The following is a 19323-nucleotide window of genomic DNA, read 5'->3' on the forward strand; positions in this document are numbered from 1 at the left end:
ATGTAGAAGTCCATGAATTTAACCGGCACGTTGCTAACGCAACGGTCTGGTACACACGAATTTCTTGACGACCATAGAGCATTGGAACCACCTGATCCCATCCCGAACTCAGCAGTGAAACGATGCATCGCCGATGGTAGTGTGGGGTTTCCCCATGTGAGAGTAGGTCATCGTCAAGATTGAATTCCGAAACCCCTGTCTGCGAGCGCAGACAGGGGTTTTGTCGTTTAAGGACCAGGCTATAGCTCCTTTTACGGCTTCACTGGCTCCTCTCAAGTGATAAGCAGCAGCTTGAGGTTGCAGATAAAGATAAAAAAGCCAGCACCCGAAATCAGGCGCTGGCTTGGTTTGAACATCGGTGAATCAGAACTGGTAACTCACCGTCGCGCTGACGTTGCGTTCTTCCCCTAGGTAGCAGAAGTTCAGGCTGGCACAGGACGCCACATAGGTCTCATTGGTGAGGTTGTTGGCGAATTGCCCTTGTTCTCGATCAGGTTGTCCGCAGTACTCACCATCGATTTGGAGTATTTGATATCAGTAAAGGTATAGCTGCCCAAGACTTTGAGGTTGTCGGTCAGTTGCATATGCGCTTCCAGTTCCACCCCCTGTGAACGAACAGCTCCTACAGCACGATAGAAGTTTTCCTGGGGTAACTTGGTCGCCAGGTTTTCCTGGTCGATGCGAAACCACGACGCCGTAAACAGATTGTCCGTGCCTGGCGGCTGGTACTTCAAGCCCACCTCCCACTGCGTCCTATCTGTAGGCGCCAGTGGGTTACCTGCGCTGTCTGAATACGAGTTGGGATTGAAGGATTCGGAATAGCTGACGTAGGGCGCCAGGCCGTTATCAAACAGATACAACGCCCCCGCACGCCCGGTGAGCTTGGTGCGTTTATCACTGATCTGCGTGCCAACCGGCCGGCTCGTCTCGGCGATCCGGTTTTCGTCGGACGTCTCTACCCAGTCCTGGCGTAGCCCCAGGGAAAATCGCCACTTATCCATTTCAATCAGGTCTTGCAGATAGACTCCAGTCTGCTCGAGCCGACGCAGATAACTGGTTGGGCCGTAATAGCTGATAGCGGAATTGCCATACACAGGATTGAATGCATTGATTGGCTGCAGCGATCCGCTCGTCCAGTCCACTACAGTTTTGCGCCGCTGATAATCGGCGCCCATCAACACCATATGTTTAGTCGCCGCAGTGAAAAACTCGGCCTGCAGCATGTTATCGATAATGAACGCGTGCAGCTTCTCATCGCCTCCCGAGTAATAGCGATTGAGTTCGTTACTGGTCGGTGTGGTCCAGCCGTAGGCATACACCTGATCCAGCTGCACTTTGGAATCCAGGTGGCGGAAGTTTTGCCGCGCGGTAAACACATCATTGAAGCGATGTTCGAACTGATACCCAAAGGATTGTTGATCACGCTTATACCCATCCACCCCCGGCTCGTCCTCGAAGAAATGACTCGAGATCCTCTGGCCATTGCGTTGATGCAGCGCGCCATCGGCCGGCGTGCCGCTGTGATAACCACCCTCTGGATCCGTAGAGGCCGGTAAAGGCAGATTGAAAGGCTTACTGTCTAAGCCGGGCTCACGGAGAAAAGCCGTCAAAAATATCGAATGCCAAACTAAAAAAATCAGGCCGACCGCTCCAGGCTCACCCACCAGCGCGTGCGGTAGCGCACCTGCACAGGCAATGTCTGCGGCAGGATAGCCAGCAATTTGTCGGTGTCCTCCAGACGAAAAACGCCCGACAGCCGTAAGTCTGCGCTATCTGCGGAGCAGCCCAGATAGCCATGCCGATAACGGCCGACTTCCGAAAGGAAATCCGCAAGTCGCATGTCTCGGGTAACGATCAACCCGTCGACCCAAGCGCCGACATCCATGTTCATCGGTGCAGCGAGGGTGGCTTGGGTCTGACGTACAAGGTAGTTTTCTCCTGCATGGGCCTGGATCGATAGCCCGTCCGCACCATGCGGTGTATGAATGGCCACGTTACCGCTGACAACGCTCAAGCGCGTGCAGGCACTGTCTTGGCGCACCGCGAAACGCCCGTCGATGCCTTCAAGCAATCCATGCCGAGTTTTGACCAGCAAGGGCGCCGACGAGGCACCGCACGTCACCAGGATTTCTCCGCGCACCAGCGTAATCAGTCGTTGCTGTGGATTGAAGTCCAGGTCTACTGCACTGTCGGTATTGAGTTGCAGGCGAGTGCCATCCGGTAATTGCACGCTGCGACGCTCACCGGTGGCGGTTGTAAGGTCGCTTGTCCAGCGTTGCCAGCCGATCAGGTCTCGGCTTATCCAGGCCGCCGAACCTACCAGCACCACACCGGACAGCATCTTCAACGCCTGTCGCCGGCCCAAGCCCTGGGCGCTGGTCTCCAGCGCCAGCCGCGCGCCGGGAACTGCTGCCAACTGGCCACTCAACTCCTGTTGTAATGCTTGAACCCGTTGCCAGGCCAATTCATGGTCGTGGTGAGCTTCACGCCAGTCTTCACATTGTGCGTGCAACCGCCGGTTGGCGCGATTGTTACGCAAGCGCAGCATCCAATTGATGGCCTGTTTGACCACCTGGGGATCAGGCCCGGAGCGCACGGCGTTATCCAACGGCGTCATGTTTCATAACGCAGAACGTAACAGTGATAGAGCGCCTCGGCGACGTAGCGCTCCACCGACCGCAGTGACACGCCCATTTGCTCGGCGATCTGTTTGTACGTGAGCCCATCGCACTGGGCCAACAGAAACGCCTTACGCACCTTGGGTTTGAGTCCGTCCAAAAGGCGGGAAATGTCTTCCAGAAGTTCCAGCACCAGCGCGCGCGCCTCGGCGCCCGGTGCCAATGCTTCGGGCAGGTGGGCAATGGACTCGAGATAAGCGCGTTCGATTTCTTCGCTTCGCCAGTGGTCGATCACCAGGCCCCGCGCGATAGTGCGCAAAAACGCGCGAGGCGCCTTGAGTTCGAAGCGTTCGGTCTTTTGCAACAGGCGCACAAAGGTGTCTTGCGCCAGGTCTGCTGCATCGGCGGCGTTGCCCAAGCGACTGCGCAGCCATGTGTTCAGCCAGTTGTGATGAGCGCTGTAAAGCGTCTGCACAACACTTTCACACGGCGGGTACTCAAAAGATCGCATGCACACGGGTTCGGCCAGACCCCACAAATGATAATTAGTCGCATTGTCTGAAAGCATGAAAGAATTTGCAACTCTGAATCGTGCGCGCTTACCGCCGGTCGGTTTCCAACACAAAATTAAGATGAGTCTCACAAATTTCTAAGATTTGCCGCGGCCTGGCCGAAAGCCTGACGAGCCATGCGTGCACCGAAATAGAGCGGCCTGAGAGTCCGCCTATCGCGTTACATGGAATGTTCCACTCGGCACGCTCACCCCCCTTTGGCAAAAGAAGTCGATGAAATGAATCTCAAGTTCAGTCATAAAATTCTGTTGGCCGCGTCAGGCGTCGTGGTTCTAGCCTTCGCGTTATTCACGCTTTACAACGACTACCTGCAGCGCAGCACCATCAAGCAAAACCTGGAGTCCTCCATCCAGCAATCCGGCGAGCTTACCGCCAGCAGTGTGCAGAACTGGCTTAGTGGTCGGATCCTGGTACTCGAAAGCCTGGCGCAAAACGTTGCCCACCAGGGCAGCGGTGCAGACCTTCCGGGCCTGGTCGATCAACCTGCCTTCACTGCAAACTTCCAGTTCACCTATGTCGGCCAAACCAACGGCGTATTCACGCAGCGCCCGGATGCGAAGATGCCCGACGGCTACGACCCGCGTCAGCGCCCCTGGTACAAGCAAGCCGTGGCCGCTGACAAAACCATGCTCACCCCGCCCTACATGGCGGCGGTGGGTGGGCAGATCGTGACTATCGCACTGCCGGTGAAAAAGAACGGCGAACTGCTGGGCGTAGTCGGCGGTGACCTGAGCCTGCAAACCTTGGTGAAGATCATCAACTCGGTGGACTTCGGCGGCATCGGCCATGCGTTCCTGGTCAGTGGCGACGGACAGGTCATCGTCAGTCCGGACCAAGACCAGGTGATGAAAAACCTCAAGGACATTTACCCCGGCACTCGCGTGCGTATCGAGAAAGTCAGTCAGGATGTCGTCCTCAATGGCCAGGATCGGATCTTGTCGTTCACCCCTATCAGCGGCTTGCCCGGTGCGGACTGGTACATCGGCCTGTCGATCGACAAAGACAAGGCCTACGCACCGCTGGGTAAATTCCGTACATCAGCATTGATTGCCATGCTGATTGCCGTGGTGGCGATTGCAGTGCTCTTGAGTCTGTTGATTCAAGTCTTGCTGCGGCCCCTGACCACCATGGGCGTTGCCATGCAGGACATTGCCCAAGGCGAGGGCGACCTGACCCGCCGCCTGGATGTGACCAGCAAGGACGAATTTGGCGAAGTAGGCAGTGCGTTCAACCAGTTCGTCGAGCGCATCCACGCGTCCATTTCCGAGGTGTCCTCGGCAACACGCCAAGTGCATGACTTGTCCCAGCGTGTGATGGCATCGTCCAACGCTTCGATCATCGGCTCCGACGAACAGAGTGCGCGCACCAACAGCGTGGCTGCCGCGATCAACGAACTGGGTGCCGCCACTCAGGAAATCGCGCGTAATGCTGCCGATGCTTCGCAACACGCCAGCGGCGCCAGCGAACAGGCTGACGATGGGCGCAAGGTGGTTGAGCAAACGATTCTGGCGATGTCGGAACTGTCACAAAAGATCAGCCTGTCCTGCACCCAGATCGAGACGCTGAACGCCAGCACCGACAACATCGGCCACATCCTTGATGTAATCAAAGGCATCTCCCAGCAGACCAACCTGCTTGCGCTGAACGCCGCGATCGAAGCCGCCCGTGCCGGGGAAGCCGGCCGTGGGTTTGCCGTGGTCGCCGATGAAGTGCGTAACCTGGCCCACCGTACGCAGGAGTCGGCCGAGGAGATCCACAAGATGATCACTTCGCTGCAAGTGGGTTCGCGTGAAGCGGTAACCACCATGAACGCCAGCCAGACTTCCAGCGAAGAAAGCGTCGAGGTGGCCAACCAGGCCGGTGAGCGATTGATCAGCGTGACGCAACGGATTGTTGAAATCGATGGCATGAACCAATCGGTCGCTGCCGCTACCGAAGAACAGACTGCCGTGGTGGAAACCCTCAATGTCGACATCAACCAGATCAACCTGTTGAACCAGCAAGGCGTGGCCAATCTCAACGAAACGTTGAAGGACTGTGACGCGTTGTCCCAACAGGCCAGCCGCTTGAAACAACTGGTCGACAGTTTCAAGATCTGAACCTGAATGATGAATAGGAGCGAGCCTCTCGCTCCTATTGTTCAGCCAAGCCGTTGGCGCACATTCGCCAATGCACTGTCAGCGAACGTTTGTAAAAACTGCTCAAAGGCGGCCGGCGCCATTTCGACCGGTTCGCCGATCAGCGTCCAGGTGGCCCTGGCGCCGGCTGATCCAAGTGCTTGCACACGCATTGCCGCCCACAATCGAGCGACACCCAACGTGTTGTAGATCGTGGTCCAGGTCATGCACATCGCTTCGTCGTCGCGGCTGTTGAGTTGCTCCACGACGCGATGACCATCGTGAAAAAACTTGATGCGCAAAGCTCCCACGCCGTCACCGATCATTTCGATGTGCGACAGGGCCGGAATAAAGGCGTCGAAGCCTGCAAAGTGACCCACCAGATCCCACAGTCGGGCGGCCTCGCAATCGACGGTGACAGAAGCGACTACGGGTGTGCCGGCAGGGTTGCGGATCAATGTGTCGGGTTGCAGCGGTGTCATGAGGTTGTCCTGAAAACAATTCAAAGAAAGTGGATGGTCTTGAGGTAGTCACAGCCCCTTCGCAGCAGCGACGGACTTTTCTCGGGATAGTGAGCGCCCATTTCTTCGACGCCCCGGCGTGCGTTGTCGCAGCGGATCATGGAGGTATCGCCAATGTCCTCACCCAGCCCCTCCAGGTAAAAGCCCAATACGCCAAACAGCGCGTTTTCGCGGCTTACCGTTCGCAGTGCTCGTTGCCAATGCGCGACACTGACCCGCTCGAATACATGGCCCGCCCGGCTGAACGCATCGAGATACTGGTCCCAGCTCAAAGGCTGTGGGTTATGCAGGTTGAATACATTTCGCTGCGCTTCAAAACGGCTGCAGTGGAACGCAACAAAACCAGCAAAGAAGTCCACAGGCATCAGGTCGAAGTTGACCTCCAACCGCGGCACCAAGCCCAATTGCAGTGAGCCCTTGAGCATCAGCATCAAGCGATTCTTCTGTGGCTGGCAAACCCCGCTGCGACTGTTGAAACTGATGTTGCCCGGGCGGTGAATGTTCACCCAGGCGCCTTGCTCCACCGCGCGTCCCAGCCAGCGTTCGGCGACCCACTTGGACAAGTTGTAGCCATTCTTGATGTAGATCGGCAGGGCGCTCGTCGCAGGCGTTTCGAGGGCATGGCCTTCGGCGTCGATGCCGCTGCATGCCGACAGCGTCGAGATGAAATTGAGGACTTTCTTGCAGTGCGTCTCACACAGGCGCACGCATTCCAACACCGGGTCGACGTTGTCCTTGGCCAGCGAGGCGTAGTCCATCACGTGATTGACCCGCGCCGCGTTGTGCACAAGCACACCGTAGTTGCGGGCAAGATGCTCATACGTATCACCCGCCAGGCCCAGGCGTGGCTGGCTGATATCTGCGGCATAGACCTGAACCCGGCTCAGGTCCAGGTGTTCAAGACGGTGCTCGTACAATGCCTGGGCGAATCGTGCGATTGCCGGTTGGCCCGGCAGCTCACGCACCAGGCACGCCACTTGCGTTGCGCCATTGGCCAGCAGCGCCTCGACGATATGCACACCGATAAAACTGTTGGCGCCTGTCACGATCACTTTGTGTCTATCACCGGCACGGTCTGCAGGCAGTACCTGCACAACGTCTTGCCGTTGTGCATCCCGAACCGCCTGGCTGGAAGGCGCATCAGGCAGCGCACCATCCTCCATCAGCAGTGCGAGGGTACGAATCGTTGGTGTCTCAAAGAAGCGGTTCAAGGGCAGGCTGCGGCCAAACTGCTCGCGAATGCGCAACAGCAGCGTCGACAGCAACAAGGAGTGCCCGCCGAGATTGAAGAAACTGTCATCAATCGACAGCCCTCCCACAGGCACCTGCAACACCTCACGCCATAACGCCACCAATTGCATTTGCAGAGGTGTTTGTGCAGCGTGCCCATCGCTATTCAATGTCGGTTGGGCCGGCAACGCCAACAAGGCCAGGCGGTCGACTTTGCCATTACTGGAGCAAGGCAGGCTGGGGCGTTCGGCCCACCTGTCAGGCTGCAGATAATCAGGCAGCCACTGCCGTGCATACTGCTTCAAATCGTTCAGCGTGGCGCCTGGTTCCGGTTGGGCGACGACACCACGAATCCTGCGTTCGGCGTCAATGACCACCGCCACCTGGCGATACAGCCGACTATCGCGCAGACACTGTTCGATCTCCAGAGGCTCGACCCGAATTCCGCGGATCTTCACCTGCGCGTCCCGCCGTCCGCCCAGTGCGATACCGTCGGCAGTCCACTTCGCAAGATCGCCGCTGCGATAGGCCCGCAAGGTCTGCCCACCCGGCAAGGCCAGCGCCACGAAGGGGGCGTCGAGCAACGGCGCTGCATTCAAATACCCCAGGCCTACGCCCGGGCCGACGATGTACAGTTCGCCCACCACCTGTTCATCCACCGGTTGCAGGTTATCGTCGAGGATCAGCACCTGGCTGTTGGCGATGGGGCGTCCCAGGTTGCGATTGCTGTCTCCAGGCAGCAGGGTTCGGTGGGTGACCAGTACCGTAGCTTCGGTGGGACCGTAGAGATTGTGCAGGTGGCATTGGCCTGCCAAACGCTCGATCACGTAGGGCTCGCAGGCATCGCCTCCGGTCAACAGGTGCGTCAAGCCCAGGGGCTGATCCAGCGGCAGGATGCTGAGCAACGCCGGTGGCAGGAACGCATGGCTGATGCGCTGTTGGCGGATCAATTCAACCAATTGCAGCGGATCGCGCCGTTGTGCCTCGCTGGGAATGATCAACTCAGCGCCGGCGATCAGGCTGGGGAAAATGTCCATCAGCGATGCATCGAAATTTACCGAGGCGAACTGCAGCACACGACTCTGCTCGCTCAGCGCCATTTGGCTACCGAACCACGCGCTGAAGTGGGCGAGGTTGGCCTGACTGAGCAGGACACCCTTTGGCCGTCCCGTAGTGCCCGACGTGAAGAGCACCATGCACGCTGCTTCAAGGTCCACCCGCGGGGGGCGCGACGGTCTGGCAGTGTCTGGTGGGCCGATGCAGCCCACATCCAGCGAAACAAAGTGTTCACGCAATGGATGGCAGCCGTCATCCAGCAACACGCGGGCACCCGCGCTGTCCAGCATGGCCTGCTGGCGCTGGGGCGGGTGTTCCGGACCTAGCGGCAGGTACACTGCGCCGCAGCCGAGCACCGCGAGAATGCTGGCGTACAACGCAGTGGATTTCTCCAGGCAGACACCGACCACGGCTGGGGCTTCGATGCCCACCAGCAGCGGTTCCAGATGCTGTTGGATGGCCAGGACCTGAACCTGCAGTTGCCGGTAGGTCATCACGTTGCCCGCAATATTCAGCGCAGGTCGCTCGGCGAAAGTGACAAGGCTGGCCTGTACGCGTTCGATCATCGGCACTTGGGCGGCCTGCAACACGGCTGGGTCCGCCGTGCAGTTGAACCGATGCAGATACGCTATTGCCTCCAGTTCCTGCATGCCTTGCTCTGGCCAGCTATTGGCGCAAGACGCTGGAGGCAAATACGCTGGGTCGCGTGCGAAACGGCTGATGTGCAGGGCAACCCATTCCGCCAGTACGTGTGTTGCTTGCAGGCGCAGCCGCTGGCCGTTACCACTGGGCTCTTCGGCCAGGTCAAGCGCTGCAAGCACGCGCCGGTTACGGTCATATCCGCGCAATTGCACGGTTGGCAATCCATGTTCGGTCAGTGGTCCGATACCCAGGCGCAGGCTGATGCGCGGGGCGTCGGCAAGGCGCGTCGGCACCGGCAGGCTGCCGTCGTCGACTACCAGGTCGGCGTTCTTATCACCCGACCCATGACCGTACTGTTCCAGCATTCGTTTCACGTTATCCAGGGCCTGGCTGACACCGACCCATCCAATGGTGAGGTATCTCATGCCGCTCTCCCCGCCGTTGGCAAATAGTCGCCCAGTGCCTGCGTCACACTTGGCGTCTGCAGCAAACCGCTGTGGTGCAGAAAACCGATGATGTTGCCGATCAGTGGGTGATGTCGGGTGATGGGGAAATACAGCGCGTTTATTTCTCCCCGCAGTGCATGGCGGATGCCGGGGCTGACGTCCAGGTGTTCGATCAGTTGCAGGTCGAAAGATTTCTGCAGGTCGTTGGTCAGGTAGTGGGTCATGAATGTCGGCAGGACAAGGGCGATGCTGTCGCGATCCTCCGGGCTCGCCGAGTGCCAGTAGAGACGCACCAGGCGTGTCCAGAATTGCGCATGACGTCCTTCGTCCGACAGGTGATCGGCCATCATCCCGCGTACCGACGGCTTGACGCTTTCGTCCTTGGCGAATGCGGCCACGTCATGAGTCACGGTGTTCTCGGCAATGGCCACGCCAATCAGTTCAACGGCGTCACGCAGGTGCGCCGGTGCCTGCGCCTGTGCTGCCGGCAGGGCACGGCTGAGTTCGATCTGCGCCGGGAGGTCGAGTGGCTGTATACCGGTGGTTTCCACGGTCTGTTGGAGGAAGTCCAGCGCGACCAGGGCATGGTAATCCTCGTCCACCACGATGGTCATCGCGTCGTAGCGACAGGCGAGGGGAAAGGGCACGGCAAAGCGATTCTTGGCAATGCTGCGGGCGGTCTTGTCGACGATCTCGGTTTCGAAAATCACTACGTCATTGATGAATTTGTAGAAGCTTTGCACCAGCACAAAATCGCGCCATTGCGAGCAGTGTTCGAGAAACGTCGCACTGGCTACCAGTGGCTGACGACACAGTGGGTAGATCAGCTTGCTGTCGTTTTCCAGCATGCGGCGAGGACGTGTGCGGATGGTTGCGCGGCGCTCCCAATCCTCGGCGATGGGGCGGTAGTCAGAGGCATTCATGGGTGCTCCCCTTGCAACGAGGCCCGCACGGTGTCCCAAAAGGTGATGCGGCTTTCTACGGCGTCGAGTGCGGCGCTATCGGCTTGATCCTTGCGGTTCGCATCGGTGCCAATCAGGCGTTGGAGCAACTGTTGCGCCGCCGGCTCATGGCCCTGGGTGTCCAACTCGATGTGGCGGTTCAGGTAATGGCCCAGGATGGGCGCCTCTCGGTCGATGATCCCGTTGCCGTGCAAAAGGCGTTCGAACAGGGTGGGGATGACACTTTCACGGCCGTGCAGGAACGTTGCGGCCACACAATGGGTAGGGGCGTTTAATGCGATGGACAAGGTGCTCTCGACGAAGCGGGCCACGCCATGTGGCGCATCGATCTGTTGCAAGGCCGCCAGGGCATCCACGCCCTGGCGTTGCAGCGTGATAAAGGTATCGATGGCGGCGGTGCTGGCGCCCACTTCGACCATCGCTTCCCGGTACAGCTCAAAGTGACTGCAATAGCCTCTCTGAGGATGCTCGTCCGACTCCTCGGCCAGTACGATCTCGTTGATCAGGCGGGCGGCGTGGGGATCGGCCGGGGGAAACCACGGTAGCCGCGTGCAGGTCAGGTCCTGTTGCAGGCGTTTGGTGAGGGTCATGAAGTCCCAAACCGCAAATACATGGCTCTCCATGAAAAGTTGTAACTTACCAAGTGAAGTTATTTCTTCAAATAACAGATGGCTGCATAACTGCTGTTTTTTTTGCTCAAGCAAAGTTTGATACATGATTGATGCCTATAAGTTGTCGCAACTGCTCTTGAAGCAGTAATGGCTTTTGCAGCCGGAAGTAGACAGGTAGCGTTCAACCCAGCCACGCGCATGGCGCGCCATGGGCTGGCACGGTCAGTTGAGATGTTTGATGATCAGCGCAAGATAATAAGCTGGTTAAACGTTTGGATGAGCTTATAAGTGTATGAGATGTTTTTTCGAGAAGTTACGTGCGGTGAGCAAGTTGCTTTTAATCGTGGGAAGTTTCCCGGAAACAAGTGAGTTTATTTTAAGCGAGTTGTTAAATAGAGCGTATTGACGCGGAGCGCTCACTGAGGCGTGGAGGCTCCGCAATGCAGTGCGTTGGGAGACCTATTTGTCGGCCGTTTCGAGGCCACTGAGATAGTGGGCGATCACCTCCATCCCACGCGTCAGGTGATTGCGCAGTGTCAGGATGCTTTCGTCGATCTTCTTCTGCGCCACCAGGTTCAGCAGTTCGCGGTGATCTTCCTGGGATGTCTCGCCCAGCCCCATCGCCTCGAGGTTGAAACGCAAAAAGCGCTCCTCTTCATTCAAGCCGTGCTCAACCAGTTTGAGCAGCCGCTGGTTGGGGGCCTTGCCATACAAGACCATGTGGAACAGTCGATTGAGGCGGCCGATCTCGGCGTAGTCTTTTTCTCGCTCCAGGGCATCGATATAGGCGTCCGCCTCGGCAATATCCTCGGCGGTCAGCAACGGCGCCGACAAGCGCAACGCCTCGGACTCCAGCAGCATGCGCAAGGCGTAGGTCTCAGCCGAGTTGTCTTCGATCAGCGGTGCAACCACAGCGCCCTTATGCGTCACCACATGCAGCAAAGACTGTGCTTCCAGTTGGCGCAAAGCCTCGCGCACCGGCATTCGGCTGACGCCGAACAGGCTGGCCAGTTCTTGCTGGCGCATGGCGGTACCACACGGCAACCGGCCATCGAGAATGGCGTTGCGCAAGGTTTCTTCAATCACGGAGCGAGCAAGGTGGGCGGGAATAGGACCGCTGATCTTGATGCTGTTCAAAGGGTTCGGCTTCTGCGTCACGGTTACGCTATCCTCCTTATTAAAATGAGCTGGCTAATTGGATCCAATGCACACTAGAGACTGCCTTCCGGCTTGTCAAACGGGCAAGGTTTTCGGCTTGTAAGCGGCTAAACACGCGGCTCTTGGCGCCCACGCAGTGGTTCTGCGACGTCTTACAGCCCGATGTCATGTTGCTATGAACTCAACGTTCCGCTTCGCGGATTTATTCCATGACGGACGCCAACACCGAGTTCTCGCCGGAACATTCCTGTCTATGGATATTCACTAACGGTATTTAAAATGCCGCTCTTATATCTATAAAGTCACTCTCCTGTCTGACCGGGAGTGTACTCATGTCCGCCGCCTCTACTGTTCCAACAGCGATCCCTGCCACCCAAACCTTCGAGATTCGCCCACTTCCCGGCAGCGTCGGCGCCGAGATCATCGGCCTGGACTTGACCCGTCCGGTTAACGACGAAGATTTCGCACGCATTCACCGTGCGCACCTGGACCATCATGTCGTGGTCTTTCGCGACCAACGCATCACTCCCGAGCAACAGATCGCCTTCAGCCGTCGCTTCGGCGTGCTGCAGATCCACGTGCTCAAACAGTTCCTGCTGGCCAACCATCCGGAAATCCTGATCGTCTCCAACATCATCGAAAACGGCCAATCCATCGGCCTGGGTGACGCGGGCAAATTCTGGCATTCGGACCTGTCCTATAAAGAACTGCCGAGCCTGGGCTCGATGCTGCACGCTCAGGAGCTGCCCTCTGAAGGCGGCGACACCCTGTTCGCCGATATGCACAAAGCCTGGGACCAATTGCCCGAGCACCTGCGCAAAGCCGTCGAAGGCCGCAGTGCCGCCCACTCCTACACCGCGCGCTACAGCGAAACCAAATTCGAAGGCAACTGGCGCCCCACGCTGACCCCCGAGCAGCTTGCCCAGGTAGCGGAAGTCGTGCACCCCGTCGTGCGCACCCACCCGGAAAACGGCCGCAAAGCGCTGTTCGTCAGTGAAGGTTTCACCACCCGTATCGTCGGCCTGCCGGAAGACGAAAGCCGCGACCTGCTGGCCCAACTCTATGCCCACAGCGTGTTGCCGCAAAACATCTACCGCCACCAATGGCAGCCCCACGACCTGGTGTTCTGGGACAACCGCTCGCTGATCCACCTGGCCGCCGGTTGCCCGAGCTATCTGCGCCGCAAACTGTACCGCACCACCATCCAGGGCGATGCGCCTTTCTGATTCGGAGCATGACCATGTCCAGGAACATTCCATTTGCACGGCTGGCCGCGTCCGTCGGCCTGGGTATCAGCCTGCTGGCCGGCAGCCTGGTCGCGCCAGCGGCTGCGCAGGCCGAAGGTGAGATTCGCATTGCCGAGCAGTTCGGCATCGTCTACCTGTTGCTCAACGTGGTGCGCGACCAGAACCTGATCGAGAAATACGGCAAGCAGGAAGGCATCGACATCAAGGTCGACTGGACCCAATTGTCCGGTGGCGCCGCCGTCAATGACGCGCTGCTCTCCGGCTCCATCGACATTGCCGGTGCCGGTGTCGGCCCGCTGCTGACCATCTGGGACCGCACCCACGGCAAGCAGAACGTCAAGGCTGTCGCTTCCCTGGGCAACTTCCCGTACTACCTGGTCAGCAACAACCCCAAGGTCAAGACCATCGCCGATTTCACCGAGAAGGACCGCATTGCCGTACCGGCGGTGGGCGTGTCGGTGCAGTCACGCTTCCTGCAATACGCGGCGGCCAAGCAATGGGGTGACAAGGAATTCAATCGTCTCGACAAATACACCGTTGCCGTCCCGCACCCGGATGCCACCGCAGCGCTGATCGCTGGCGGCACTGAACTGACCGGGCACTTTTCCAACCCGCCGTTCCAGGACCAGGCCCTGGCCAACCCGAACGTGCATGTGGTGCTGAACACCTACGACCTGCTCGGCCCGAACTCGCCGACAGTGCTGTTCGCTACCGAGAAATTTCGCAACGACAACCCGAAAACCTACAAGGCGTTCGTCGAGGCATTGACCGAAGCGGCGCAGTTCGCCCAGAACGATAAAGGCGCCGCGGCCGACACTTACATCCGCGTCACCAAAGCCAAGATCGACCGCGCCGAGCTGCTGAAAATCATCGACAACCCGCAGTTCGAATTCAGCGTCACGCCGAAAAACACCTACCCGCTGGCGGAATTCCTCTACCGCGTCGGCGCCATCAAGAACAAGCCTGAATCGTGGAAGGACTATTTCTTCCAGGACGCCAAGCCCCTGCAAGGAAGTTGAAATGAACGCGCCCTTGCAAGGCCACACGGCCAGCAACCTGCACACCACTGCCCCGTTGCTGGCGGTGGATAACGTCAGCCTGGAATACCGCACCCCCGAGCGCGTGGTGCGGGCCACCCACCAGGTGAGTTTCGAGATCGACCCGGCCGACCGCTATGTGCTGCTCGGACCTTCGGGTTGCGGTAAGTCCACCTTGCTCAAATCCATCGCCGGGTTTATCAAACCCAGCGAAGGCGAGATCCGCCTGTTGGGGCAGAAGGTCGACCAACCGGGCCCGGACCGTATCGTGGTGTTCCAGGAATTCGACCAACTGCCACCGTGGAAAACCGTCAAACAGAACGTGATGTTTCCGCTGCTGGCCTCGAAAACCCTGAAGCGCGCCGAAGCCGAAGAACGTGCATTGCACTACCTCGACAAAGTCGGCCTCACGGCCTTTGCCGACGCCTATCCACACACCCTTTCCGGCGGTATGAAAGCCCGCGTCGCCATCGCCCGAGCCCTGGCCATGCAGCCGAAAATCCTGCTGATGGACGAACCCTTCGCCGCCCTCGACGCCCTGACCCGGCGCAAGATGCAGGAAGAGTTGCTGCTGCTCTGGGAAGAGGTGCGCTTCACCCTGTTGTTCGTCACCCACTCCATCGAAGAAGCATTGGTGGTGGGCAATCGCATCCTGTTGCTGTCGCCTCATCCAGGGCGGGTGCGCGCGGAAATCCACAGCCATCAATACGACCTGCACAGCCTCGGCGGTGTGGACTTCCAGGCGTCGGCGCGGCGCATTCATCGCCTGCTGTTCGATGAAGCGCCCGAGGCCGAACGTGAGTTGGGTTTCGCCGATATCCGCATCGCTTACTGAAGGTACAACCCATGCGCCAGGAATACGAAATCACCCTCGAGCCGTTGCTCAGTGTCCCCGTGGAACGCGAGCTGCCGCTGCGCCAACGTTTGTGGCAACAAGGCTGGCTGCGCAAGGGCCTGATCCTGATCGTGCTCGCAATCCTCTGGGAAGCCGTTGCGCGGTATCAGAACAATGACCTGTTACTGCCGAGTTTTCTGCAGACCGCTCACGCACTGTACGACGGCCTGCTCAGTGGCGAACTGCTGAGCAAGGTGAGCATCTCGCTGGTGGTGCTGATCAAGGGTTACCTGATCGGCATCGTACTGGCGTTCGCCCTGACCACCTTGGCGGTATCGACCCAACTGGGCCGCGATCTGCTGAGCACCCTGACCTCGATGTTCAACCCGCTGCCGGCGATTGCCTTGCTGCCGCTGGCGCTGCTGTGGTTTGGCCTGGGGCAGAACAGCCTGATTTTCGTGCTGGTGCATTCGGTGTTGTGGGCGCTGGCGCTCAACACTTACTCAGGCTTCCTCGGCGTGTCCGAAACCCTGCGCATGGCCGGGCGCAACTATGGCCTCAAGGGCATGCGGTTTGTGCTGTTCATCCTGATCCCGGCGGCGCTGCCGTCGATCCTCGCGGGCCTCAAGATCGGCTGGGCATTTGCCTGGCGCACGCTGATCGCGGCCGAACTGGTATTCGGCGCCACCAGCGGCAAGGGTGGCCTGGGGTGGTACATCTTCCAGAACCGCAACGAGCTGTATACCGACAAGGTGTTTGCCGGGTTGGCGGTGGTGATCCTGATCGGGCTGCTTGTGGAAAACCTGGTGTTTGATACGTTCGAGCGCATGACCGTGAAGCGCTGGGGCATGCAGCGCTAAACAGGAATGATTGCTCTTTGTCCGCCGTGAACCCGATAATGCCGGCCAAATCTGACGTCGCCCTGGCGTCAGGTGTGCCCGGTAAAAGGATTTACGACGATGCGGTTTTTTGTTTTGGCGGCGGCTTTGTGTTTGTCGACTTCGGTTCTGGCGGAATTCGTGCCTGAAGTGGTCACCATGTCCAAGCCGCTGTACCCCAGCCACCTGATAGCCACCCAGGGGCACGCACGCATCAGCCTGAACATTCATAACGACGGTACGGTCAGCGACGTCAAAGCGCTCAGCGCCACCAAGCCGGCGTTTGGTGAAGCCGCCGTGGCGGCGGCCACGCTATGGCGTTTCAAGCCCTGGACGGTAGAGGCCGATCGGCCCGCAGTGCTCGAGGCGCAAAACGATATGGTGTTCACACCCGAACCGGTGAGAAAGGAAACCACTCAACTGACCTTTACCCAGACCACCTACCAATCCTGCAGCGCGCTGACCGAAGAAGTCAGCCAGTTCCGTCGCGAACATCCCACGCGCCCCTTGATCGCAATGAAGAGCTTTGCCATTACCCGAGTCGCGGTGATGTTCCCGGCGCTGAGCGGTAAGAGCGACTACAACGAAGGCCTGACCCGCGCCGACGAACTGGAAAATGCCCTGCCGGACATCGTGCGCAAATGCCAGGCCCATCCCAAAGCCGCCTTTGCGGACTACCTGCCCCGCAACGTGAAGCGTTACCTGTAAAGCCTGCTACGATTGCGCTCAATTCACGCCCTGTTGATCACGAGTGCTTGGCATGCAACTACCGGACATGAACCTGCTGGTCGCCCTCGACGCGTTGCTCGACGAGGGCAGCGTGGTCGGCGCCGCGCGACGGATGAACCTGAGCCCGGCGGCCATGAGCCGTACCCTGACGCGTATTCGCGACGCCGTCGGCGACCCGATCCTGGTGCGTGCCGGTCGTGGCCTGGTGCCCACGCCCAAGGCGCTGCAGTTGCAAGGCCAGGTGCGCAACGTGGTGGAGCAGGCGGCGCTGTTGTTTCGCTCGGCGGACCAAGTGGACCTGAGTACGTTGCGCCGCCGCTTCAGCGTGCGCGCCAATGACTTTTTCATCGGTGTGTATGGCGGACGCCTGTTCGACACCATGGAGCGCATGGCCCCACTGTGCGAGCTGTGCTTCGTGCCCGAAGGCGACACCGACGACGAGGCCCTGCGTGAAGGACGCCTTGACTTGCGCGTGAGCAACACCATGCCGGTCAGCCCCGAAGTGAAGGTGCAGAACCTGTTCTCCACCACCTTCGTCGGCCTGGCGCGGGAAGACCATCCATTGTTCGACGAAGAAATCACCGCGGCCCGTTTTGCCAGCTACTCGCACATCAGCATCTCGCGGCGCGGCATCGCCCGAGGGCCGATCGACACGGCACTGAATGCCCAGGGGCTGGAGCGCCGCGTGGCGATGATCGCCCCGGGCTTCCACGGCGCGATGTTCATGCTGCCGGATTCCGACCTGCTGCTGCCGGTGCCCAAGGAAGCGCTGTTGAGCGCCAATCGGCTGAAACTGCCACTGCGTGCATTCGCCTTGCCGATCTCGCTGCCGACGCTGGTATTGGCCCAGTCCTGGCACCCACGATTCGATAAAGACCCCGCCCACAAATGGCTACGCGAAACCATGCGCGAAAGTTGCCAAGCCTCCTGGCTAGAAGCCCAGCCCACCTGACACCCACGACCCCTGTAGGCGCCGGCAAGCCGGCTCCTACACGAAATCAGAGTGAGCTCAGGATTGCGTCTGGTGCAGTTATATCCTGCCAACAAGTAACTTTTTGGCATGTTTGCGCCTGATTAAACTGCTCGGGTATTTACCATTCCGAGTTACCTGTTCATGACGTCCCTCGCTGCCCCCGCACTCCAGGCCGCAGCCAAGCCCACTGCCATGACCCCGCCCGTATTTAGCCCGCGCATCATCATCGGGCTGGTCGGCGTGCTGCTGGCGGTGCTGGTCTCCGGTCTCAACGAGATGGTCACCAAAGTGGCCCTCGCGGATATTCGCGGCGCGCTGTACATCGGTTTCGACGAAGGCACCTGGCTGGTCGCGGCCTACACCGCCACCTCCGTGTCGGCCATGGCGTTTGCGCCCTGGTGTTCGGTGACCTTTTCCCTGCGCCGCTTCACCCTGTGCGCCATCGGTCTGTTCACGGTGCTGGGGATCCTGTGCCCATTCGCGCCGAACTACGAAAGCCTGTTGGTGCTGCGCACTGTGCAAGGCCTGGCCGGCGGCGCGTTGCCGCCGATGCTGATGACCGTGGCGCTGCGGTTCCTGCCGGCGAACGTCAAGCTCTATGGCTTGGCCGGCTATGCGCTCACCGCCACCTTTGGCCCGAGCCTGGGCACGCCGCTGGCGGCGCTGTGGACCGAGTATGTCGGTTGGCAGTGGGCGTTCTGGCAGATCGTCGCGCCGTGCCTGTTGGCCATGGTCGCCGTGGCCTACGGGCTGCCGCAGGACCCACTGCGCCTGGAGCGCTTCAGGCAGTTCAACTGGCGCGGCTTGCTGCTGGGTTTCCCGGCGATCTGCATGTTGGTCATCGGCATTCTGCAAGGCAACCGTCTGGACTGGTTCGAGTCAGGCCTGATCACCTTCCTGCTGGGTGGCGGCAGTGTGTTGCTGGTGCTGTTCATGGTGAACGAGTGGTCGCAGCCCATACCCTTCTTCAAGCTGCAGATGCTCGGTCTGCGCAACCTGTCGTTCGCCCTGATTGTGCTGGCGGGCGTGCTGATGGTGCTGACCTCGGTGATCATCATCCCGTCGAGTTTTCTCGCTCAGGTTCAGGGTTATCGTCCGCTGCAAACCGCGCCGGTGATGCTGCTGATGGCGATCCCGCAATTGATCGCGCTGCCGTTGGTGGCGGCGCTGTGCAACCTGCGTTGGGTCGATTGCCGCTGGGTGCTGGGGATCGGCCTGGGCATGCTGGTGCTGTGCTGCGTGGGCAGTGCGCATCTCACTTCGGAATGGATTCGCGACGATTTCTACGGCCTGTACCTGCTGCAAATCTTCGGGCAACCGATGGCCGTGCTGCCGCTGCTGATGCTCTCCACCGGCAGCATCCAGCCCATGGACGGCCCGTTCGCCTCGGCCTGGTTCAACACCATCAAGGGCCTGGCCGCCGTGATTGCCACCGGCGTGCTCGATACCTTGACCACCCAGCGCCTGCATTTTCACTCGACCATGCTGGTCGACCGCCTGGGCAACTCACCCCTGGCCGACGGCGATGCGCCTGGCCTGGCGCACCGCCTGCACGAGCAGGCCGTGGTGCTGACTTCTTCGGATCTCTATTACGTCATGGCCGCGGTCGCGGTGGCGTTGATCCTGCTGATTTTCTGGATGCCCACGCGGATTTTTCCGCCTCGTGCACCGACTTGATTGAAAGGACTGCT

15 protein-coding genes, 1 rRNA gene and 1 pseudogene are annotated in these 19323 nt (G+C 59.5%); 9 read left to right on the top strand and 8 right to left on the bottom strand.

Annotated features, from left to right (window positions below):
* Positions 1-63 precede the first annotated feature (63 nt).
* A 5S ribosomal RNA gene (rrf, locus tag BM70_RS0107530) occupies positions 64-179 on the top strand.
* 184 nt (positions 180-363) lie between these two features.
* Here rrf and BM70_RS31145 read toward each other — a convergent pair.
* From BM70_RS31145 to BM70_RS0107550, 3 genes and pseudogenes are all read right to left on the bottom strand, one after another.
* Positions 364-1541: pseudogene (locus BM70_RS31145) on the bottom strand (TonB-dependent siderophore receptor); the annotation flags it as partial.
* A 95-nt stretch (positions 1542-1636) separates the two neighbouring features.
* A complete protein-coding gene (locus BM70_RS0107545) occupies positions 1637-2617 on the bottom strand; it encodes a FecR domain-containing protein (RefSeq protein WP_025855429.1) in 981 nt (326 codons plus the stop codon).
* The gene (locus BM70_RS0107550; RefSeq protein WP_051556743.1) at positions 2614-3129 is read right to left on the bottom strand and encodes a sigma-70 family RNA polymerase sigma factor; all 516 of its coding nucleotides are present in this window, start codon (positions 3127-3129) and stop codon (positions 2614-2616) included. Before BM70_RS0107550 ends, BM70_RS0107545 begins: the two co-directional genes overlap by 4 nt.
* A 279-nt stretch (positions 3130-3408) precedes the next feature.
* On the opposite strand from BM70_RS0107550, the gene BM70_RS0107555 reads away from it, so the two are divergent.
* On the top strand, positions 3409-5289 hold the full coding sequence (locus BM70_RS0107555; RefSeq protein ID WP_025855431.1) for a methyl-accepting chemotaxis protein: 1881 nt from the start codon (positions 3409-3411) through the stop codon (positions 5287-5289).
* Between the two features lie 41 nt (positions 5290-5330).
* Here BM70_RS0107555 and BM70_RS0107560 read toward each other — a convergent pair whose 3' ends face one another.
* The 5 genes from BM70_RS0107560 to BM70_RS0107580 form a co-directional block, all read right to left on the bottom strand.
* Positions 5331-5789, bottom strand: coding sequence for an SRPBCC family protein (locus BM70_RS0107560; RefSeq protein WP_025855432.1), 459 nt, complete (start codon positions 5787-5789; stop codon positions 5331-5333).
* Positions 5790-5809: 20 nt separating this feature from the next.
* Positions 5810-9181: an amino acid adenylation domain-containing protein gene (locus BM70_RS0107565; RefSeq protein ID WP_025855433.1), complete on the bottom strand. Its 3372-nt coding sequence runs from the start codon at positions 9179-9181 to the stop codon at positions 5810-5812.
* Positions 9178-10125, bottom strand: coding sequence for a diiron oxygenase (locus BM70_RS0107570; protein ID WP_025855435.1), 948 nt, complete (start codon positions 10123-10125; stop codon positions 9178-9180). The genes BM70_RS0107565 and BM70_RS0107570 overlap by 4 nt, the downstream gene beginning before the upstream one ends.
* Positions 10122-10880, bottom strand: coding sequence for a DUF3050 domain-containing protein (locus tag BM70_RS0107575; RefSeq protein ID WP_025855436.1), 759 nt, complete (start codon positions 10878-10880; stop codon positions 10122-10124). The genes BM70_RS0107570 and BM70_RS0107575 overlap by 4 nt, the downstream gene beginning before the upstream one ends.
* A gap of 354 nt (positions 10881-11234) precedes the next feature.
* Entirely contained in the window at positions 11235-11933 is a 699-nt protein-coding gene (locus tag BM70_RS0107580; RefSeq protein WP_025855437.1) for a GntR family transcriptional regulator, read from the bottom strand.
* Positions 11934-12265: 332 nt separating this feature from the next.
* On the opposite strand from BM70_RS0107580, the gene BM70_RS0107585 reads away from it, so the two are divergent.
* From BM70_RS0107585 to BM70_RS0107615, 7 genes are all read left to right on the top strand, one after another.
* Positions 12266-13159, top strand: coding sequence for a TauD/TfdA family dioxygenase (locus BM70_RS0107585; protein ID WP_025855438.1), 894 nt, complete (start codon positions 12266-12268; stop codon positions 13157-13159).
* Between the two features lie 14 nt (positions 13160-13173).
* On the top strand, positions 13174-14199 hold the full coding sequence (locus tag BM70_RS0107590; protein ID WP_025855439.1) for an ABC transporter substrate-binding protein: 1026 nt from the start codon (positions 13174-13176) through the stop codon (positions 14197-14199).
* A 1-nt stretch (position 14200) separates the two neighbouring features.
* Positions 14201-15052, top strand: a complete 852-nt coding sequence (locus BM70_RS0107595) for an ABC transporter ATP-binding protein (protein ID WP_025855440.1) — start codon at positions 14201-14203, stop codon at positions 15050-15052.
* 11 nt (positions 15053-15063) lie between these two features.
* On the top strand, positions 15064-15912 hold the full coding sequence (locus tag BM70_RS0107600; RefSeq protein WP_025855441.1) for an ABC transporter permease: 849 nt from the start codon (positions 15064-15066) through the stop codon (positions 15910-15912).
* 132 nt (positions 15913-16044) lie between these two features.
* The gene (locus BM70_RS0107605; RefSeq protein ID WP_177326538.1) at positions 16045-16638 is read left to right on the top strand and encodes a TonB family protein; all 594 of its coding nucleotides are present in this window, start codon (positions 16045-16047) and stop codon (positions 16636-16638) included.
* 52 nt (positions 16639-16690) lie between these two features.
* Positions 16691-17611 (top strand): LysR family transcriptional regulator, encoded by a 921-nt coding sequence (locus BM70_RS0107610; protein ID WP_025855443.1) that lies wholly within the window; start codon positions 16691-16693, stop codon positions 17609-17611.
* A 162-nt stretch (positions 17612-17773) separates the two neighbouring features.
* A complete protein-coding gene (locus BM70_RS0107615) occupies positions 17774-19309 on the top strand; it encodes an MFS transporter (protein WP_025855445.1) in 1536 nt (511 codons plus the stop codon).
* Positions 19310-19323: the final 14 nt, after the last annotated feature.

Origin of the sequence: Pseudomonas sp. CHM02 (assembly GCF_000612585.1) — a bacterium.
In the GTDB taxonomy this organism is placed as follows: Bacteria; Pseudomonadota; Gammaproteobacteria; order Pseudomonadales; family Pseudomonadaceae; genus Aquipseudomonas.

What these genes read in the sequence shown, in the direction of transcription:
- BM70_RS0107545 (WP_025855429.1), bottom strand. Translation starts at nt 2,617, where the DNA reads ATGACGCCGTTGGATAACGCCGTGCGCTCCGGGCCTGATCCCCAGGTG.
- BM70_RS0107550 (WP_051556743.1), bottom strand. Translation starts at nt 3,129, where the DNA reads ATGCGATCTTTTGAGTACCCGCCGTGTGAAAGTGTTGTGCAGACGCTT.
- BM70_RS0107555 (WP_025855431.1), top strand. Translation starts at nt 3,409, where the DNA reads ATGAATCTCAAGTTCAGTCATAAAATTCTGTTGGCCGCGTCAGGCGTC.
- BM70_RS0107560 (WP_025855432.1), bottom strand. Translation starts at nt 5,789, where the DNA reads ATGACACCGCTGCAACCCGACACATTGATCCGCAACCCTGCCGGCACA.
- BM70_RS0107565 (WP_025855433.1), bottom strand. Translation starts at nt 9,181, where the DNA reads ATGAGATACCTCACCATTGGATGGGTCGGTGTCAGCCAGGCCCTGGAT.
- BM70_RS0107570 (WP_025855435.1), bottom strand. Translation starts at nt 10,125, where the DNA reads ATGAATGCCTCTGACTACCGCCCCATCGCCGAGGATTGGGAGCGCCGC.
- BM70_RS0107575 (WP_025855436.1), bottom strand. Translation starts at nt 10,880, where the DNA reads ATGTATCAAACTTTGCTTGAGCAAAAAAAACAGCAGTTATGCAGCCAT.
- BM70_RS0107585 (WP_025855438.1), top strand. Translation starts at nt 12,266, where the DNA reads ATGTCCGCCGCCTCTACTGTTCCAACAGCGATCCCTGCCACCCAAACC.
- BM70_RS0107590 (WP_025855439.1), top strand. Translation starts at nt 13,174, where the DNA reads ATGTCCAGGAACATTCCATTTGCACGGCTGGCCGCGTCCGTCGGCCTG.
- BM70_RS0107595 (WP_025855440.1), top strand. Translation starts at nt 14,201, where the DNA reads ATGAACGCGCCCTTGCAAGGCCACACGGCCAGCAACCTGCACACCACT.
- BM70_RS0107600 (WP_025855441.1), top strand. Translation starts at nt 15,064, where the DNA reads ATGCGCCAGGAATACGAAATCACCCTCGAGCCGTTGCTCAGTGTCCCC.
- BM70_RS0107610 (WP_025855443.1), top strand. Translation starts at nt 16,691, where the DNA reads ATGCAACTACCGGACATGAACCTGCTGGTCGCCCTCGACGCGTTGCTC.
- BM70_RS0107615 (WP_025855445.1), top strand. Translation starts at nt 17,774, where the DNA reads ATGACGTCCCTCGCTGCCCCCGCACTCCAGGCCGCAGCCAAGCCCACT.